A 15,903-nucleotide genomic window follows, 5' to 3' on the forward strand; every position below is an offset into this window, starting at 1 on the left:
CTCATGATTCAACGGTCCTCGGATCCCGAGGAAATCCTGCTGGGAGAATTTGACGTCATCGCCGCCGGGGCCATCCCGTGGCGTGTGCTGAACGACGAACTGCAGGTCCTGATCATTCACCGGCCCCGCTACGACGACTGGTCCTGGCCCAAGGGCAAGCTCGATGACGGGGAATCCATCCCCGAATGCGCGGTGCGCGAGGTCGGGGAGGAAGTGGGCCTGCAGGTGCAGCTGGGCATCCCGCTGGAGGCCACCGCCTACACCGTGAACCAGAAGGCCAAGGTCGTCTACTACTGGGCGGCGGCCCTGGCCAACGGGGATGAGCCCACCGTGGACGGGGACGAGGCGGACGAGGCCCGCTGGGTGGGGGCCAAGCAGGCCAAGTCCATGCTGACCAACCCCAGCGACGCGGCCCCGCTCGATGACCTGATCGAGGCGCACCTGGCCGGACGGCTGGACACCCGGGCCTTCATGCTGGTCCGCCACGCCAAGGCCAAGCCGCGGGCGAACTGGACCCGCGAGGAGGGCCAACGCCCGCTGGCCGCCACCGGCCGGCGCCAGGCCCAGGCCCTGGCCCGGCTGCTGAACTGCTGGAAGCCCCAGCACGTGGCCACCAGCCCCTGGGTGCGCTGCGTGCAGTCCATCACCCCCTATGTGACCGAGCACCAGATCAAGCCGAAGCTGGTGAACTCCATGACGGAGCATGCCGCCCAGCGCAAACCGGAAAAGACGGTCAAGTCACTGACCAAGCTGCTGGACAAGGTCCGCTCCCAGGTGCTGTGCACCCACCGCCCGGTCCTGCCGCTGATCCTGCCGCTGCTCTCCGCACGCTCCTCCCAGGCGGTGCGCAAGCTGCTGCCCACGGCCGACCCCTACCTGCAGCCCGGGGGCATGATCGTGCTGCAGCAGCCGGTGGGGGCGCATGAACGCATTGTCTCCATTGAGATCCACGCCCCGTACTCGGATTAGCGGCACACCCTGACCCGCTTCCCGCCCTGGCCTGCACGCTGGCCCGCTGCGCGGCCTTGGACTGTGTTCGCGGCGCGTACTAGGCTAGGAGAAAAGTGGGATAACTCACCATGGGAAAGAGGAGTGCCATGTCATCACAGGATTCCGCGCAACCGCTTGCAAAGATCGTCCACCAGGGATTGCGCCTGGATCACGAGCCGGGCCGGGGACGCTATTCGCTGTGGCACGGTTCGACCTATGTGGGGTTCATCGGCTACCACCGCGACGGGGACGTGGTGACCTTGCAGCACACCATTGTCAATGAGGAATTCGGCCGCCGCGGCTACGCGCGGGCGCTGGTGACCCTGGTGCTGGATCAGCTGCGCCAGGAGGGGGCGAAGATCATCTCCGAGTGCACCTACGTGGATGACTACCTCAAGCGCTACCCGGAATACCAGGACATGCTCATCCGCCAGTAGACCGGGCGCGTGAGGATGTCAGCAAGGTCGCGCCGTCCCGCGCTGTACGCGACCTTGGCGCTGCGCCTAGACTTGATCGGGTGAGCATCCCAATCCCCTATGAAGATCTGCTGCGTGAAGTGCTGGAAAACGGCACCCACAAGGAAGACCGCACCGGCACCGGCACGCTGTCCGTCTTTGGGCGCCAGATCCGCTTCGACTTGTCCGAATCCTTCCCGCTGATCACCACCAAGCGGGTGCACTTCAAGTCCGTGGCCGCCGAGCTGCTGTGGTTCCTGCGCGGGGACTCGAACATTTCCTGGCTGCAGGAGCAGGGGGTGCGCATCTGGAACGAGTGGGCCGACCAGGACGGTGAACTCGGCCCCGTGTACGGGGTGCAGTGGCGCTCCTGGCCCACCCCGGACGGCGGGCACATCGACCAGATCAGCCAGGTTGTCCAGTCGCTGAGCCAGAACCCGGATTCGCGTCGGCACATCGTCTCGGCCTGGAATGTCGCCGAGATCTCCAACATGGCGCTGCCCCCGTGCCACATGTTCTTCCAGTTCTATGTGGCGGACGGAAAACTGTCCTGCCAGCTCTATCAGCGCAGCGCCGACATGTTCCTGGGGGTGCCGTTCAACATCGCCTCCTACTCGCTGCTGACCCTGATGCTGGCCCAGCAGCTGGGCCTGCAGCCCGGCGAATTCATCTGGACCGGCGGGGATGTGCACATCTACTCAAACCACCTGGACCAGGTGCGTGAGCAGCTGGGCCGGACCCCCTACCCGTACCCGCAGCTGCGCTTCGCACGCACCCCGGACTCGATCTTCGACTACACGCTGGAGGACTTCATCGTGGACAACTACCAGCACCACCCCACCATCAAGGGCAGCGTGGCCGTATGAGCCCGACCCACCGTAGCGGCACCGAACAGCGGATGGTCGGGGCCATCTGGGCGCAAACCACCGACGGGGTCATCGGGGATGCGGGCACCATGCCCTGGCAGGTTCCCGAGGACCTGGCCCACTTCAAGCGCATCACCGAAGGACACCCGGTGATCATGGGCCGGCGGACCTGGGAGTCCTTCCCGGAAAAGTTCCGTCCCCTGCCCGGGCGCACGAACATCGTGCTCACCTCCGATGCGCCAGCCCATGACAGGCTGCGCGCCGCCGGGGCACAGCCGGCCTCCAGCCTGGAGCAGGCCCTGGAACTGGCCGAGCGCGCGGCAGGCAGTGAGGAAATCTGGATCATCGGCGGCGGCAAGGTGTACGCCGAAACGCTGCACCTGATCGACACCGCCATCATCACCGTACTGGACCTGAACCTCGACGGGGACACCCGGGCCCCTGAGCTGGGGGCGCAGTTCACGTGCAGCCTCTGCGACCCGGCCGAGGGCTGGCACACCTCCAAGACCAACACCGGGTACCGTTTCGAATCCTGGCAACGAACGAAGGACTTGACCAAGTGAAAGAATCCCTGGCCGCGCTGAAGAAGAGCCCCGAGGGCCTGTTCATCATCGGCTACATGCTTTTCCCGCTGCTGGCCCTGGTGGTGGCCGTGCTCGGCTTCTTCCTGGTGCTGGGCGGGCACCGGATTTTCGGTGTGATCCTGCTGCTGGTGCCCACGCAGCTCTTCATTTTCGGGGCCTACTGGGCGATCACCAACCGCAAGCGGCTGATGGCCGAATAACCCGCTGATCCGCCGGCGCACCCCAGGGTGCGCCGGCGTTGTTATATCCGTAACGAATCGCGGCAGGCGAAGACAAAACCCCTACCATGGATTCATGACTTCTTCTGTTGGTTTTGTTGGTTACCGTGGCATGGTCGGCTCCGTGCTGATGCAGCGCATGGTTGAGGAGGGCGACTTCGCCAACCTGGATCCGGTGTTCTTTTCCACCTCGAACCCCGGCGGCAACGCACCGGATTTTGCGTCCGGCGCAGACAAGCTCCAGGACGCCTATGACATCCAGGCCCTGGCCAAGCTGCCGATTATCGTCACCGCCCAGGGCGGGGACTACACCAACACCGTTCATCCGCAACTGCGTGCCGCCGGCTGGGACGGGCTGTGGATCGACGCGGCCAGCGCACTGCGGATGAACGACGACTCGGTGATCGTGCTGGACCCGGTCAACCGCAATGTCATTGACGCTTCCCTGGCCGCGGGCACCAAGGACTTCGTGGGCGGCAACTGCACCGTCTCCTGCATGCTGATGGGCCTGGGCGGGTTGTTCCGCAACAACCTGGTCGAGTGGGGCACGGCCATGACCTACCAGGCGGCCTCCGGCGGCGGCGCCCGGCACATGCGCGAACTGCTCACCCAGTTCGGGGACATCAACTCCTCGGTTCACGCCGAGCTGGCCGACCCGGCCAGCGCCATCCTGGAAATCGACCGCCAGGTGCTGACCACCCAGCGTGAATCCCTGGATGCGGCACAGTTCGGCGTGCCGCTGGGCGGTTCGCTGATTCCCTGGATCGACGCGGACCTGGGCAACGGCCAGTCGCGCGAGGAGTGGAAGGCCGGGGTGGAGACGAACAAGATCCTGCAGACCTCCGGGGACAGCCACATCATCATGGACGGGTTGTGCGTGCGCATCGGCGCCATGCGCTCGCACTCGCAGGCCTTGACCCTGAAGCTGAAGGAAGACCTGTCCATCAGCGAAATCGAGAACCTGCTTGACGGGGACAACCAGTGGGCCAAGGTGGTTCCCAACCAGAAGGAGGCGACCATGAGCCAGCTGACTCCGGTCGCGGCCTCCGGCACCCTGGATATCCCGGTGGGCCGCATCCGCAAGCTGGAGATGGGCCCGAAGTACATTTCCGCGTTCACCGTGGGCGACCAGCTGCTGTGGGGTGCGGCCGAGCCGCTGCGCCGCATGCTGGCGATCGCGCAGGGCCGGCTGTAGCCACCACCCTGACTAACCGGCGGCGGCCACCGAATAATAGTCTTCGGCGGCCGCCGCCGCTTTATGCCGCCCGCCCCGATCTCTTGACCCGTGTACCGCTGTACGGATCCGGGCAGGGGCCGCGCGCCGCCGGTCAGCGCAGCCGGCGCTGTTCGCGCAGCTGCTGGACCCAGCGCTCGGTCTGCCGTGGATGCTGCAGGTGCACAACATGCAGCCCCGGGAAACGGGCCTCCAGGGTCGGAATGACCGGTTTGAGCTGGTTGCGGGTGTTCCAGCCCCAGCGGATGATGTGTTCCTTGTCGGTGAAGAAGGTGTGCAGCGCAGGCTCGTAGTTCCCGTTCCACAGCTCCTCACCCCGCCGCCGGCGCCGGACTGTGCGGGCAATCAGCCGGGCCATGGTGATTGGGGTGGGGTAGTCCAGCCAAAGCAGCGTGTCGGCCCGCGCCACGATCAGCGGGCGAACCTGCCGGTACTGCAGCTCGATGACCCACCGGGGACCGGCGATGAAGTCCTTGACGTCCTGGACGAAGGCGGGCCGTGGGGTCCACTGCGGGCCATGGTGCAGGCTGTCGATTTCCACCCGAGGATAGTTCAGCAGCCCGGCGAGCTGGTCACACAGCGTGGTCTTCCCGGCACCGCTGACCCCGGCCACGGTGAGGCGCTGCGGGTGCCAGGTAATGGGGTCGTTCACTGTGTGCACGCGACCAGCTCTCCTTAGTCGATGACCGCGTCGGGGCGCGGCCTGTGGCTGTCTGCCGGGAGGCTACAGGGCCACCTGTTCGTCCAGGCTCAGCCCGATCAGCAGCGGCTCGTTGACCAGTGTGATGCCGAACTTCTCCGCAACCCCGCGGCGGATGGTGCGCGCGATGGCCAGCACGTCCTGCGCACTGGCCTCCCCCCGGTTGGTGATGGCCAGCGTGTGCTTGGTGGACAGGGCGGCCCGGCCTCCGGCCACCAGGTAGCCCGAGGTGTGCTCCAGCCCGTAGCCCTTGGAAAAGCCGGCCTGGTCGATCAGCCATGCCGCCGAGAGCTTGACCTTGCCCGGCTCGGCCACCGGGTAGTGCGGGGCGTTCTGCGGCAGGTGCTGCAGCACTTGCTCGTCCACGATGGGGTTGGTGAAGAACGAACCGGTGGAATGCGAATCCAGGTCCGCCGGGTCGTAGACCATTCCCTTGCCGCGGCGCAGTTCCAGCACGGTGCGGCGCACCTCGGCGGCCGAGGCGCGCTCCCCCACCTCCACCTCCAGGCGGCGGGCCAGTTCGGCATAGCGCACCGGGGATGATTCGGCACGGTACGGCAGCAGGAAGCTGACCCGCAGGACCACGTAGCGTGGGGAGCCGTCCACGCTGGTGCGCTTGATCAGCGAATCGCGGTAGGCGAACTGCAGCTCCGCGTTGCTCAGCGTGATGATCTTGCCCTGTTCACGGTCAAAGACTCGCACGTTTTCCAGTGTCTGGGAGACATCCGCACCGTAGGCGCCCACGTTCTGCACCGGGGTGGCCCCGCTGCTGCCCGGGATTCCGGACAGGGCCTCAAGGCCGCTGAGCCCGGCATGCAGGCTGTGGGCCACCACCGCGTCCCAGTTTTCCCCGGCGGCTACGGTCAGCCGTGCGGTGTCGGTGGAGATTTCCTGGACATTGATGCCCTTGGTGGCGATCCGGATGACCGTGCCGGCAAAGCCTTCGTCGCTGATCACCAGGTTGGATCCGCCGGCGACCAGCAGCACCGGGATGCCTTGGGCGTCGGCTTCGGCCAGGGCCTGGACCAGGTCGGCTTCGTGGTGGGCCTCCACCAGTTTCCCGGCCGGGCCGCCCACGGCGGTGGTTGTCAGGTGCTTAAGCATTCAGCGTTTCACTTTCCCTGCATCGATTGTTCACTGTCGCCGGTGTCTTTAGGATATCCGGCGGCGTTGGAGGAGAGGACCAGGGCCAGCACAACCAGCAGTGAAATGCTGCTCAAGGCCGGCAATAGCCCGATCTGGTTGGCCAGCAGGCCCAGCAACGGCGGGCCACCGAGGAACGCGCCGTAGCCGATGGTGGACACCACTGATACCCGGGCCGCGGCATGCAGCGGGTCATCCGAGGCCGCGCTCATGGCCAGCGGGAAGGTCAACGCCACACCGATCCCCCACAATCCCAGGGCGGCGAACGCCACCGGCAGCGACTGGCCGGTGCTGAACAGCAGCAGCCCAATCAGCGCCAGCACCGCGCTGACGCGGATCATCACCACCCGCCCAAAGCGCAGGATCAGGTCCCCGCCCAGCAGCCGCATCGCGGTCATCGCCGTGACGAACACGGCGTAGCCCAGGGCCCCGGTGGATTCGGTGGTGCCGTACCCGTCGGCGAGCGCCAGGGCCACCCAGTCCCCCGCGGCCCCCTCGGCCAGGGCCATGCCCAGCACCAGCACGCCCAGCAGGATCGTCTGCGGTTCGCGCCAGGCCCGGCCCAGCGAACCCTGCCCGCTGCCGTGGGCCGCCCGGCTGTTGTCCGGCCCGAAGTACCGGGAACCGAGCAGCACGATCGCTCCGATCAGCACCCCCATCACGGCATAATGCGCCGCAATGGTGATCTGCAGTGCGGCGGCCGCCGCCCCGATGCCGGCGCCGAGCACCGTGCCGATCGAGAAGAAGCCGTGCAGCATGGACATCACCACCCGGCCCAGACTGCGTTCCATGGCCGCGCCCTGCACGTTGGAGGCCACGTTCCAACTGGCAATCCCCAGCCCCTGGGTGAACAGGAAGATCCCGGTCAACCAGGGCAGGTGCCAGAGCACCGCGCTGATGCCCACCAGGGCCAGGGAGGTTCCGGCCAGCACGGCGCACAGTCGCATCACGTTCGCCGCGCCCAGCCGGGAGACCAGGTGCCCGGAGAGGCTGACGGACAGGAAGGAGCCGGCGCTCAGGCACAGCAGCAGCAGTCCCACGCTGGCGTGGTCCAGTTGCAACTCATCACGCAGCGAGGGCAGCCGCGCCACCAGGGTGGCCAGCAGCAGGCCGCTGGCCAGGAACGCGGCCATCAGGGCGTTGCGCCAGGCCACGGCCTGCGGGGCGGGCTGCAAACTCAGAGCTGCACCACGGCCTGGGACTTGACCAGCACCTTGGTGCCGTCCACGCTGACCGTCAGGTCGATGCGTGCAGTGCGGGCCTCGGCGTCCAACGCCCCGACCTTGCCCTCCACCGTGATGGCGGTGCCGGGGTGCTCGGCCGGGTTCGTGCCGGCCGGGTCCTGCACCACGACCGGCTTGGTGAAGCGGGTTTGGTAGTCAATGACCGCACTGGGGTCCCCCACCCAGGCGCTGACCACGTCCACGGCCGCGCCCATGGTGAACATGCCGTGGGCAATCACGTTGGGAAGCTCCACCTCGGTGGCGAAGCGCTCATTCCAGTGAATCGGGTTGAAGTCGCCCGAGGCACCGGCGTAGCGCACCAGGTCGGCCCGGTTCACGTGCAGCGTCGTTGCCCCGATCAGCTGTCCCTTTTCCAAGGTGTCAAAATCAATCATGGTCTACTCCTCGCCCCGCACCAGCAGGGATGAAACGGTGGTGGCCACCTTCTGCCCGTCCACGGTGGAGATCTCGGCACGGGAGGTGATCATCGCACCGGCCCCCATGCTACGCACCTGGTCCACGTGCAGCTCGGCCACCAGCTCATCCCCGGCAATGATCGGCCGGTGGTGGGTGAAACGCTGGTCGGCGTGCACGACACGGGAGAAATCAATACCGGATTCCGGGTCGGTGATCAGGCGCGCGTCGGCCCGCTGCGCGATGATAATGGCGAAGGTCGGCGGGGCCACCAGGTCCCGGTGGCCCAGTTCCTTGGCCGCCTGCAGGTCGTAGTGGGCGCGGTGGCTGGCCTTGGTGGCCGCGGCGAACTCACGGATCTTTTCGCGGCCCACCTGATAGGGCTCATCGGGCGGGTAGACGCGTCCGACCAGGTCGGGGTTGATGCTCATCAAAGCTCCTTGATTGGCGTGGGAGATTTTGGGGTCCGGATTTCAGAACGGTGCGGACTATTTTTTCTTCTTCGGGCTTTGCAGGCCGTTGGCGATGCGCCAGGCCCGCACATCGCGTGAGCGGACGACCAGTGAACCGATGTGCAGGCACATGCCCACGGCCATCATCCCGATGGCAAAGAACAGCAGGGGCCGTGAGGGCAGGTTAATGCCGACAATGGCCAGGATGATGCCTCCGCCCATGAGTGCCAACGCGGAGAACACGAATTTCTTGTAGCGCGTTGAGGCCGATTCCCAGGGAGTGTTGGTCATGACTTCCAGTCTAGTTCAGAGCCCTTGGCGGGCCGGGATTGATGTGTGAGTATCGGGCCACGAACGCCGCAAGCGTCTGCCGGTTCAGAACAGACTGGCTTGTCCCCCGTGGTCAACGAAGTGCGCCTGGCGCAGCACCAGCGCGCGGGTTTTCAGCTCTGCCAGATCCAGCAGCACCAGTTCGGTATGCTCCCCGGTGTCGATCATCAGGGTTTGGCCCAGCACCCCGTGGATGCGCAACGAGATCCCCTCACCACCCGGGACGGCGGGGTCCTTGCGGTGAATGCTGCGGGCATCCCAGGCATTCACAACCTGCTGGGCGTACGTCGGCTGGTGCCAGAGTTCATCGAGCAGCGTGATCCCATAGCGGTCAAGGCCGCGCTGTGATTCCAGCATCCGGTGAACTGCCCGGGCCGCAGCACGGTTCAGTTCCTCGAGACTGGCCAGATTGTGGTCCCAGCTCTCCAGCCCACGGATCTTGGCCTTCTGCCGCACCTGTTGGCGGATTCCGCATTGCTCGGTGACCAGGTCTTCCAGGACCCGCACGGCGGCACCGTCCGGAGCGTGGGCGACATAGCGGGCAATCACCGCTCCCTGGGTGGCCAGCCGGGACCATTTGCTTTGCTCCGAGGCGGTGCCCACCTTGGTGGTTCCGTCCGCGAAGGAGGCGATGTAGAGCAAGTGCGGTTGCTCCAGGTAACGGCGCAGACCTTCGGGGGCCTGGCCGGTCTTGTGAAAATGGTGCATGAACTTGGTCTGGTCCAGCCTGCGGCAGGTCGCGCACTGGGTCCCGGAGGCAATGACCTTGCTTTGGGTACAGACATTGTGCCGGCGGGTTCCGTCGGAGTCCATCAGCACGTGGCCCAGGCACCAGCGTTGCACGCCAACTTCCAGGGCCATGGTGCGGCCGAGCTCCAGCGGTTCATTGATCCATTCGGTGCCCTTGCGTAGGCGCAGCACGGGCGCCGGATCATGCCGGGAAAAGCTGATCCCGTGGCACAGTCGGAGACTGTCGCGTTCCAGTGCCATTGCTTCCTTCCACACGTTTGGACCCACTCCACGGTAGGCGATGCGCCCTGCATCCTGCCAGCGGACAACCACCGAGCTGAGCGGAATCAGTGCAACCAGACCATACGGTCCCGGCCCGGTTGGGGGCCGGGAAGCACATTGGATCCCGCCGAGTTTCTAATAGGATTCCAAGACGCGGACTATAGTCTGCCAGACAGGACGTATGCTTCCTACGGGTCCACGAATACCGTGACACCAGCGACCCGCCCTTCTCACTCGTGAGGTGACTACCGATTAAGCCAGGAAAAGATATCGCCACGACGGAAACCTCCCAGGTTCCGTCCGGTCTGAACCCCACCCCGGGCCTGATGCTGGACTTCGCGCAGTCGCTGCGCCAGAAGCTGCCCCGGTTCATGATGGAGTACCGTTTCGGCGTCGATGAGATGTTGACCAAGGTGTCGATTCTGCGTGAGGAATTCATCCACCTGCACCAGTACAACCCGATTGAGCACGTGACGTCCCGGGTCAAAAGCCCTGAGGGGATCTTGGAGAAGGTGGTCCGCCGCGGTTGCGCGCCGACCCTGGAGGAGATTCGCCGCAACATCACCGATATTGCGGGCATCAGGATCACCTGCAGTTTCCTGAAGGACACCTATCACGTGCTGGATATGATCACCTCGCAGCACGATGTGCGGGTCTTGGCGATCAAGGACTACATCAAGAACCCGAAGCCGAATGGCTACAAGAGCCTGCACGCGATTGTCGAGCTGCCGGTCTACCTCTCCGAGGGGCCGGTTCCGGTCATCGTTGAGGTGCAGATCCGCACCATTGCCCAGGATTTCTGGGCCAGCCTTGAACACAAGATCTTCTACAAGTACGAGGGAGAGGTTCCCGAGCACCTGCTCGATAACCTGACCGCCGCCGCCAACGCGGCCGAACACCTCGACCGCCACATGGAACACCTCTATGACGAGGTGCACGGAGAGGCAGCCGGTCCGGCGGCCGGCACCCCCGACCCCTCGGCAGACCAGCGGTTGTGGGAGCAACTGTGGCAGCTCGCCCAGCAAAATGACCTGATCCAGGGAACCACCCGGGATCTGCGCACGGATGCTGGAGACGCCGCGGGCTAACCGGCGAACACCTTGATGACGGGCCGGGCAAAGAATATTGGCGCGGCCCGTCACCGATGTAGATCCCAAAGCCCCGGATACGCAAAATGCCCCGGCAATCCGGGGCATTTTCCTTGGGGTAGCGGTGGCGGGACTCGATCCCGCGACCTCACGATTATGAGTCGTGCGCTCTAACCAGCTGAGCTACACCGCCACAAGTGAGAAGTCATCCAGTAGAAGCCAAGAAGACTTCCCACTCAGAGCCCCCTGCCGGAATCGATCCGGCGACCTCGTTCTTACCAAGAACGCGCTCTACCACTGAGCTAAGGGGGCAACGAGTAAATACTCTACACGGATTCGGCCTCAAATAAAAATTCACCGCCGGCACCCAGACAAGTCCGGATCCATCCACAAAAGGCCAAGTCAAAGATGGGTTAGGAAGCAGCTATTCAAGGCCGGAAAGTGCAGATGGCACAACAACCAGTACAGTGACGCTACTCACGACTCGGCTGACGTCGGCGGTGGAAACGCCGCAGCCCCCACTCGTTGCCTAGCGAAACTCTCCGCGCATTCACCCTGCCCCTTTTGGGAAGTAAACAGTCCCACCGGATCTCACCAGCGCGGCTCGCGTCGCGAAAGGGCTCTACTCCGGGACGGGCCCGCACCTTGTCATCTACGGCCCTGAATCGGCCGCGACCGCAGGCCCTGCTTCCATCACCGAGGGGCCGCTGGAAGGGCCCCTAAATCCCGACAATGAGTAGGGGAATCGTGATCCATCGCACTTCGGGCGACGAATTTTGAAATGCCTCGCAGAATGTGTAAAGTATTTACCTGTTGCCCCCTTAGCTCAGTGGTAGAGCGCGTTCTTGGTAAGAACGAGGTCGCCGGATCGATTCCGGCAGGGGGCTCCAGTCAAGAGGATGGTTCGTATTCACGAACCATCCTCTTTTGCATTTCCCCACGGACCTGCAGTCCCGCAATTTCCCAACCGTGTTCGCCCCACCGATGCCGCGGACGGCACTGCCCCGCTTCCAGGACGCCGCACCGGGCCCCTGCATGCCCTGCAGCATCCCGGCCAATCATCCGCGTTGCCGTTGCTCCGGCACCCCGTCAAAAGCCCTGCAAAGACCCGTGGAAGGCCTTTCAGGAGTGGGCAGCCGGCAGGATCCACGCCTTCCGCGGCTGGCGGTTCACGCGCGTTGCAGGACACCGCCCGCCGGTGCGCGGTTCGCTGGGGACCAGCGGCTCCGGTTAAACGCGAAGGCCGGTTCCGCACCCTCGACAGAGGTGTGGAACCGGCCTTCTTGGAGCCTCAGTGAGTATTAGTACTCGCGGCGACCACCACGGGCGGCGCTGTCGTTGAAACGGCCCTTGCTGCGCCCGCCGAAGCGCTTCTCGCCACCGCGACGCTCGTCGCGGCCGCCGTCACGGAAACCACCATTGCGCTTGCGGTCCTTGAAGCTGCCGCGGTCCGAACGGAAACCACCACGACGGTCGTCATCGCGGTCGCGACGGCCACGGGGGCCCCGATCCAGTTCCAGATTGATCGGCTCGCCGCCGATGCGGGTCTTGGACAGGGCACGCCACTGGTCCTTGGACAGTTCGGCCGGCAGCTCAACCAGGGTGTGGTCCGCGCGGATGTCAATGCCACCAATCTGCGAGGAGTTGAATCCACCCTCGTTGGCCAGGGCACCGACAATGGACCCGGGCTGCACGCGGTTGCGGCGTCCCACTGCCAGGCGGTACATGGCGTTGCCCTCGGCAGCGCCCTTGCGCTGCGGACGCTGGCCCGGCTCACGGCCTTCCCGGTTCATGCGTGCCTGCTTGGACGGCGGGATCACCGGTTCCTCCATCAGCAGCGGGCGTCCACCCTGGGCCATCAGCGCCAGCGCGGCGGCGATTTCCAGGTGATCCAGCTCTTCATGCTCGGTGGCGAACTTCTCCACGATCTCGCGGAAGGCGCTCAGGTCCTGACCAACGATGGTCTGGTCGATCCGGTCGGTGAACTTCTGGATGCGGCGGTTGTTCACCGATTCCACGGTGGGCAGCTGCATCATGGACACCGGCTGGCGGGTGGCCTTCTCGATGGCGCGCAGCAGGTACTTCTCGCGTGGGGTCATGAACAGGATCGCGTCCCCCGAGCGGCCGGCACGGCCGGTGCGGCCAATGCGGTGCACGTAGGACTCGGTGTCATGCGGGATGTCGTAGTTGATCACGTGGCTGATGCGCTCCACGTCCAGGCCGCGGGCGGCCACGTCGGTGGCCACCAGGATGTCAATCTTGCCCGCGCGCAGGTTCTCCACGGTGCGCTCACGCTGCTGCTGCGGGATGTCACCGTTGATGGCGGCGGCGGTGAAGCCGCGGGCCTTGAGCTTGTCGGCCAGGTCCTCGGTGGCCATCTTGGTGCGCACGAAGGTGATAACTCCGTCGAAGTCCTCGGATTCCAGGATCCGGGTCATCGCGTCCAGCTTGTGCGCCCCCATCACCTGCAGGTAGCGCTGGGTGATGTTGGTGCCGGTGGTCTGCTTGGACTTGACCGACACTTCCTCGGGGTTGCGCAGGTACTCGGAGGCGATCCGGCGGATGGCACGCGGCATGGTGGCGGAGAACAGGGCCACCTGCTTGTCTTCCGGGGTGGCTTCCAGGATCTTGTCGACCTCTTCTGCGAAGCCCATGCGCAGCATTTCGTCGGCCTCGTCCAGCACCATGTACTGCAGGTTCGACAGGTCCAGCGAACCCTTGTTGATGTGGTCGATGACGCGGCCCGGGGTGCCGACCACGACCTGGGCGCCACGGCGCAGGCCAGCCAGCTGCGGGCCGTAGGGGGCACCGCCGTACACGGGCAGCACGGTGAAGTCATCCAGGTGCTTGGCGTAGGAGGTGAAGGCCTCGGCAACCTGCAGGGCCAGTTCACGGGTCGGTGCCAGCACCAGGATCTGCGGGGTGCGGGACGGCCCGTTCAGGTCAGCGACCTCGGCCATGCGCGAAAGCGCGGGCAGCGCGAACGCGGCGGTCTTGCCGGTACCGGTCTGGGCCAGGCCCACGACATCGCGGCCCTCAAGCAGCAGCGGGATGGTGGCGGCCTGAATCGGAGAGGGCTTTTCGTAGCCCAGGTCGACCACGGAAGCCAGCACGCGGGCGTCCAGGCCCAGCTCGCTGAACAGCACGGTCGGCTCGTCGCTGCCGTTTTCGTTGGTGAAGTTCTCGGTGGAGTTGACGGACATGTCAGTAGACACGAACAGATACCTCATTCGTTAGGGGAAGGCCTACGCGTCCCCAAAAAAACGACGAATAGGCTACACAGTCAAAAACAACTCACGCTCATCAAGCGTTCCCCTATGACATAAATATCCGCACACACTTTGCGGATTCACAACACGAGAAAGGCTCCGGCCTCAAAAATTGGGCAAGATGCGAGGGATGCCCGATGTTCGCGAACAATCCATTCTATCGGCATCGGCCGCGCAAAGACAGGGTCGAGGTGGTGTGAGATCAGGCACCGCGCCCCCTGCACTAAGCTGGCTGGTGTGAAAAGCAACGGTTCCAAGCCCGCGTCCGCCGCGGCGCAGATGCCTTCCGCCCTGCGCATTGCCCGGCTGTGCTGGGTGCTGACCGCCGCGCTGTTCCTGGGTTTTGCCGCGAGCGTGTTCGTCACCGCCGCGCGCTCGACCGAACCGTCCACCGGTCCGTGGCTGCTGGCCAGCATCCTGGGCGCCGCCGGGGTGCTGGTGCTGTGGTTGGCCCTGCGGCTGTGGCGTTCGGACCGGGTGGCCCGCACCCAGCTGACCTGGCTGGGGCTGATTGCCGCGCTGCCGATGCTGCTGCGCTTTGGACGCTATTCCCTGCTCGCGGCAATGGTGCTGCTGGCGGTGGCCCTAATGTGGACCCCGGCCGGGATCAGGTACTTCCGCGCCCTCTCCCCCCGAACTTGACGGCGCTAAGCATCCGCCCGTCATTCCCCGCTTAAACCTCCCGTCCCCGCACAGCTTGACGCTGCGCGGGGACGGGTGTGTGATTCGGGCGCTGCCCGCCGTGGCCGGTTACAGCTTGGCGAAGGCCTGCTCCAGGTCGTTGATCAAGTCCTCGGCGTCCTCGATGCCCACCGACAGGCGGACCAGGTTCTCCGGGACCTCCAGCTCGGTGCCCTTCACCGAGGCGTGGGTCATCTCCGAGGGGTAGTTCATCAGCGACTCGATCCCGCCCAGGGATTCGGCCAGCTGGAACAGCCGGGTGCTCTCGGCCACCGTGCGGGCGGCCTGAGCGCCCCCGGCGAACTGCACCGAGACCATGCCACCGAAGTCGCGCATCTGCTTCTTGGCAATGTCATGTCCCGGATGGTCCTCGAAGCCCGGGTAGAGCACGCGCTCGACTTCCCTGCGTCCGCGCAGCCAGGCCGCAACCTGGGCGGCGTTCTCCGAGTGCGCGCGCATGCGCACGCCCAGGGTCTTCAACCCGCGGGTGGTCAGGTAGGCGTCCAGCGGTCCGGAGACCGCGCCCACGGCGAACTGGATGAACCCGATCTTCTCGGCCAGTTCATCGTCGTTGACGATCACCGCACCGCCAACCACATCCGAGTGCCCACCGATGTACTTGGTGGTCGAGTGCACCACGATGTCCGCGCCCAGCGCCAACGGCTGCTGCAGGAATGGGCTGGCGAAGGTGTTGTCCACCACCAGCAGTGCGCCGTGGGCGTGGGTGACCTCGGCGACCGCCTGAATGTCCACGATCTTCATCATCGGGTTCGATGGGGTTTCCAGCCACACCATCTTGGCCTGGTGCTGGTCGATGGCGGCCGCCAGGGCCTGAGGGTCGCTCATGTCCAGGGCGGTGTTGGACACGCCCCAGGGGCCCAGCACCCGGTCGATCAGCCGGTAGGAGCCGCCGTACGCGTCGTTGCCCAGCACAATGTGGTCCCCCGGGCGCAGCAGCGCACGAATCAGAGAATCCTCGCCGGCCAGCCCGGAGCTGAACGAAAACGCGTGCCGGCCTCCCTCGGCGGCGGCCAGCTGCTCCTGCAGGGCGTCGCGGGTGGGGTTGGTGCCGCGCCCGTAGTCGTAGCCGCCGCGCAGCTTGCCGATGGCTTCGGGGGCGTAGGTGGTGGAGAAGTGGATCGGCGGGACCACTGCACCGGTGCGCGGCTCAAACTCTTGGCCGGCGTGGACAAAGCGGGTGTTGAAACCCTGGGCATTCTGGCTCATCGATACCATCCTTTGCGT

General features: G+C 65.4%; 17 protein-coding genes and 3 tRNA genes. 9 read left to right on the top strand and 11 right to left on the bottom strand.

Features of this window, described 5'->3' with window-relative positions:
• Nucleotides 1–3 precede the first annotated feature (3 nt).
• The 6 genes from AC6I21_RS11085 (at nt 4) to asd (ending at nt 4,308) form a co-directional block, all read left to right on the top strand.
• Nucleotides 4–969 carry an NUDIX hydrolase gene (locus tag AC6I21_RS11085; protein WP_138177111.1) on the top strand — a complete coding sequence of 322 codons (966 nt, stop codon included), beginning with the start codon at nt 4–6 and terminating at the stop codon, nt 967–969.
• Nucleotides 970–1,097: 128 nt separating this feature from the next.
• The gene (locus AC6I21_RS11090) at nt 1,098–1,427 is read left to right on the top strand and encodes a GNAT family N-acetyltransferase (protein ID WP_054821456.1); all 330 of its coding nucleotides are present in this window, start codon (nt 1,098–1,100) and stop codon (nt 1,425–1,427) included.
• An 80-nt stretch (nt 1,428–1,507) separates the two neighbouring features.
• The gene (locus tag AC6I21_RS11095) at nt 1,508–2,311 is read left to right on the top strand and encodes a thymidylate synthase (protein ID WP_497762391.1); all 804 of its coding nucleotides are present in this window, start codon (nt 1,508–1,510) and stop codon (nt 2,309–2,311) included.
• Nucleotides 2,308–2,874: a dihydrofolate reductase gene (locus AC6I21_RS11100; RefSeq protein ID WP_497762392.1), complete on the top strand. Its 567-nt coding sequence runs from the start codon at nt 2,308–2,310 to the stop codon at nt 2,872–2,874. The genes AC6I21_RS11095 and AC6I21_RS11100 overlap by 4 nt, the downstream gene beginning before the upstream one ends.
• A complete protein-coding gene (locus AC6I21_RS11105) occupies nt 2,871–3,095 on the top strand; it encodes an NF038396 family protein (RefSeq protein WP_054821454.1) in 225 nt (74 codons plus the stop codon). Before AC6I21_RS11100 ends, AC6I21_RS11105 begins: the two co-directional genes overlap by 4 nt.
• 94 nt (nt 3,096–3,189) lie before the next feature.
• Entirely contained in the window at nt 3,190–4,308 is a 1,119-nt protein-coding gene (asd, locus tag AC6I21_RS11110; protein WP_138926618.1) for an aspartate-semialdehyde dehydrogenase, read from the top strand.
• Nucleotides 4,309–4,441: 133 nt separating this feature from the next.
• Here the strand turns inward: asd and AC6I21_RS11115 are convergent, their stop codons facing one another.
• The 7 genes from AC6I21_RS11115 to AC6I21_RS11145 form a co-directional block, all read right to left on the bottom strand.
• Entirely contained in the window at nt 4,442–5,008 is a 567-nt protein-coding gene (locus AC6I21_RS11115) for a P-loop NTPase family protein (protein ID WP_138926619.1), read from the bottom strand.
• A gap of 63 nt (nt 5,009–5,071) precedes the next feature.
• On the bottom strand, nt 5,072–6,151 hold the full coding sequence (locus AC6I21_RS11120; protein WP_138926620.1) for a UDP-N-acetylmuramate dehydrogenase: 1,080 nt from the start codon (nt 6,149–6,151) through the stop codon (nt 5,072–5,074).
• Nucleotides 6,152–6,159: 8 nt separating this feature from the next.
• On the bottom strand, nt 6,160–7,365 hold the full coding sequence (locus AC6I21_RS11125; RefSeq protein WP_246049539.1) for an MFS transporter: 1,206 nt from the start codon (nt 7,363–7,365) through the stop codon (nt 6,160–6,162).
• 2 nt (nt 7,366–7,367) lie between these two features.
• The gene (locus AC6I21_RS11130; protein WP_138177092.1) at nt 7,368–7,808 is read right to left on the bottom strand and encodes a MaoC family dehydratase; all 441 of its coding nucleotides are present in this window, start codon (nt 7,806–7,808) and stop codon (nt 7,368–7,370) included.
• Between the two features lie 3 nt (nt 7,809–7,811).
• The gene (locus tag AC6I21_RS11135) at nt 7,812–8,258 is read right to left on the bottom strand and encodes an FAS1-like dehydratase domain-containing protein (protein WP_138177089.1); all 447 of its coding nucleotides are present in this window, start codon (nt 8,256–8,258) and stop codon (nt 7,812–7,814) included.
• Nucleotides 8,259–8,315: 57 nt separating this feature from the next.
• On the bottom strand, nt 8,316–8,570 hold the full coding sequence (locus AC6I21_RS11140) for a hypothetical protein (RefSeq protein ID WP_138177086.1): 255 nt from the start codon (nt 8,568–8,570) through the stop codon (nt 8,316–8,318).
• A gap of 84 nt (nt 8,571–8,654) precedes the next feature.
• Entirely contained in the window at nt 8,655–9,599 is a 945-nt protein-coding gene (locus tag AC6I21_RS11145) for a DUF2797 domain-containing protein (protein ID WP_497762393.1), read from the bottom strand.
• Between the two features lie 347 nt (nt 9,600–9,946).
• Between AC6I21_RS11145 and AC6I21_RS11150 the strand changes: the two genes are divergently transcribed.
• A complete protein-coding gene (locus AC6I21_RS11150) occupies nt 9,947–10,708 on the top strand; it encodes a GTP pyrophosphokinase (protein ID WP_138177591.1) in 762 nt (253 codons plus the stop codon).
• A 119-nt stretch (nt 10,709–10,827) separates the two neighbouring features.
• Here AC6I21_RS11150 and AC6I21_RS11155 read toward each other — a convergent pair.
• A tRNA-Met gene (locus AC6I21_RS11155) sits at nt 10,828–10,901 on the bottom strand.
• A 47-nt stretch (nt 10,902–10,948) separates the two neighbouring features.
• Nucleotides 10,949–11,020, bottom strand: a tRNA-Thr gene (locus tag AC6I21_RS11160).
• Between the two features lie 503 nt (nt 11,021–11,523).
• On the opposite strand from AC6I21_RS11160, the gene AC6I21_RS11165 reads away from it, so the two are divergent.
• Nucleotides 11,524–11,598 (top strand) — tRNA-Thr (locus AC6I21_RS11165).
• A gap of 411 nt (nt 11,599–12,009) precedes the next feature.
• Here AC6I21_RS11165 and AC6I21_RS11170 read toward each other — a convergent pair.
• Complete coding sequence (locus AC6I21_RS11170) at nt 12,010–13,911, bottom strand: DEAD/DEAH box helicase (protein WP_497763421.1); 1,902 nt, start codon at nt 13,909–13,911, stop codon at nt 12,010–12,012.
• Nucleotides 13,912–14,214: 303 nt separating this feature from the next.
• On the opposite strand from AC6I21_RS11170, the gene AC6I21_RS11175 reads away from it, so the two are divergent.
• Nucleotides 14,215–14,619, top strand: coding sequence for a hypothetical protein (locus AC6I21_RS11175; protein WP_497762394.1), 405 nt, complete (start codon nt 14,215–14,217; stop codon nt 14,617–14,619).
• Between the two features lie 108 nt (nt 14,620–14,727).
• Here the strand turns inward: AC6I21_RS11175 and AC6I21_RS11180 are convergent, their stop codons facing one another.
• A complete protein-coding gene (locus AC6I21_RS11180; protein ID WP_138177076.1) occupies nt 14,728–15,885 on the bottom strand; it encodes a cystathionine gamma-synthase in 1,158 nt (385 codons plus the stop codon).
• Between the last annotated feature and the right edge of the window lie 18 nt (nt 15,886–15,903).

The organism is Glutamicibacter sp. St.4D3 (assembly GCF_059728615.1).

Coding starts and splice junctions, on each gene's coding strand:
- asd (WP_138926618.1), top strand. CDS start 3,190: ATGACTTCTTCTGTTGGTTTTGTTGGTTACCGTGGCATGGTCGGCTCC.
- AC6I21_RS11100 (WP_497762392.1), top strand. CDS start 2,308: ATGAGCCCGACCCACCGTAGCGGCACCGAACAGCGGATGGTCGGGGCC.
- AC6I21_RS11170 (WP_497763421.1), bottom strand. CDS start 13,911: ATGTCCGTCAACTCCACCGAGAACTTCACCAACGAAAACGGCAGCGAC.
- AC6I21_RS11090 (WP_054821456.1), top strand. CDS start 1,098: ATGTCATCACAGGATTCCGCGCAACCGCTTGCAAAGATCGTCCACCAG.
- AC6I21_RS11180 (WP_138177076.1), bottom strand. CDS start 15,885: ATGAGCCAGAATGCCCAGGGTTTCAACACCCGCTTTGTCCACGCCGGC.
- AC6I21_RS11085 (WP_138177111.1), top strand. CDS start 4: ATGATTCAACGGTCCTCGGATCCCGAGGAAATCCTGCTGGGAGAATTT.
- AC6I21_RS11140 (WP_138177086.1), bottom strand. CDS start 8,570: ATGACCAACACTCCCTGGGAATCGGCCTCAACGCGCTACAAGAAATTC.
- AC6I21_RS11150 (WP_138177591.1), top strand. CDS start 9,947: ATGCTGGACTTCGCGCAGTCGCTGCGCCAGAAGCTGCCCCGGTTCATG.
- AC6I21_RS11135 (WP_138177089.1), bottom strand. CDS start 8,258: ATGAGCATCAACCCCGACCTGGTCGGACGCGTCTACCCGCCCGATGAG.
- AC6I21_RS11130 (WP_138177092.1), bottom strand. CDS start 7,808: ATGATTGATTTTGACACCTTGGAAAAGGGACAGCTGATCGGGGCAACG.
- AC6I21_RS11120 (WP_138926620.1), bottom strand. CDS start 6,151: ATGCTTAAGCACCTGACAACCACCGCCGTGGGCGGCCCGGCCGGGAAA.
- AC6I21_RS11145 (WP_497762393.1), bottom strand. CDS start 9,599: ATGGCACTGGAACGCGACAGTCTCCGACTGTGCCACGGGATCAGCTTT.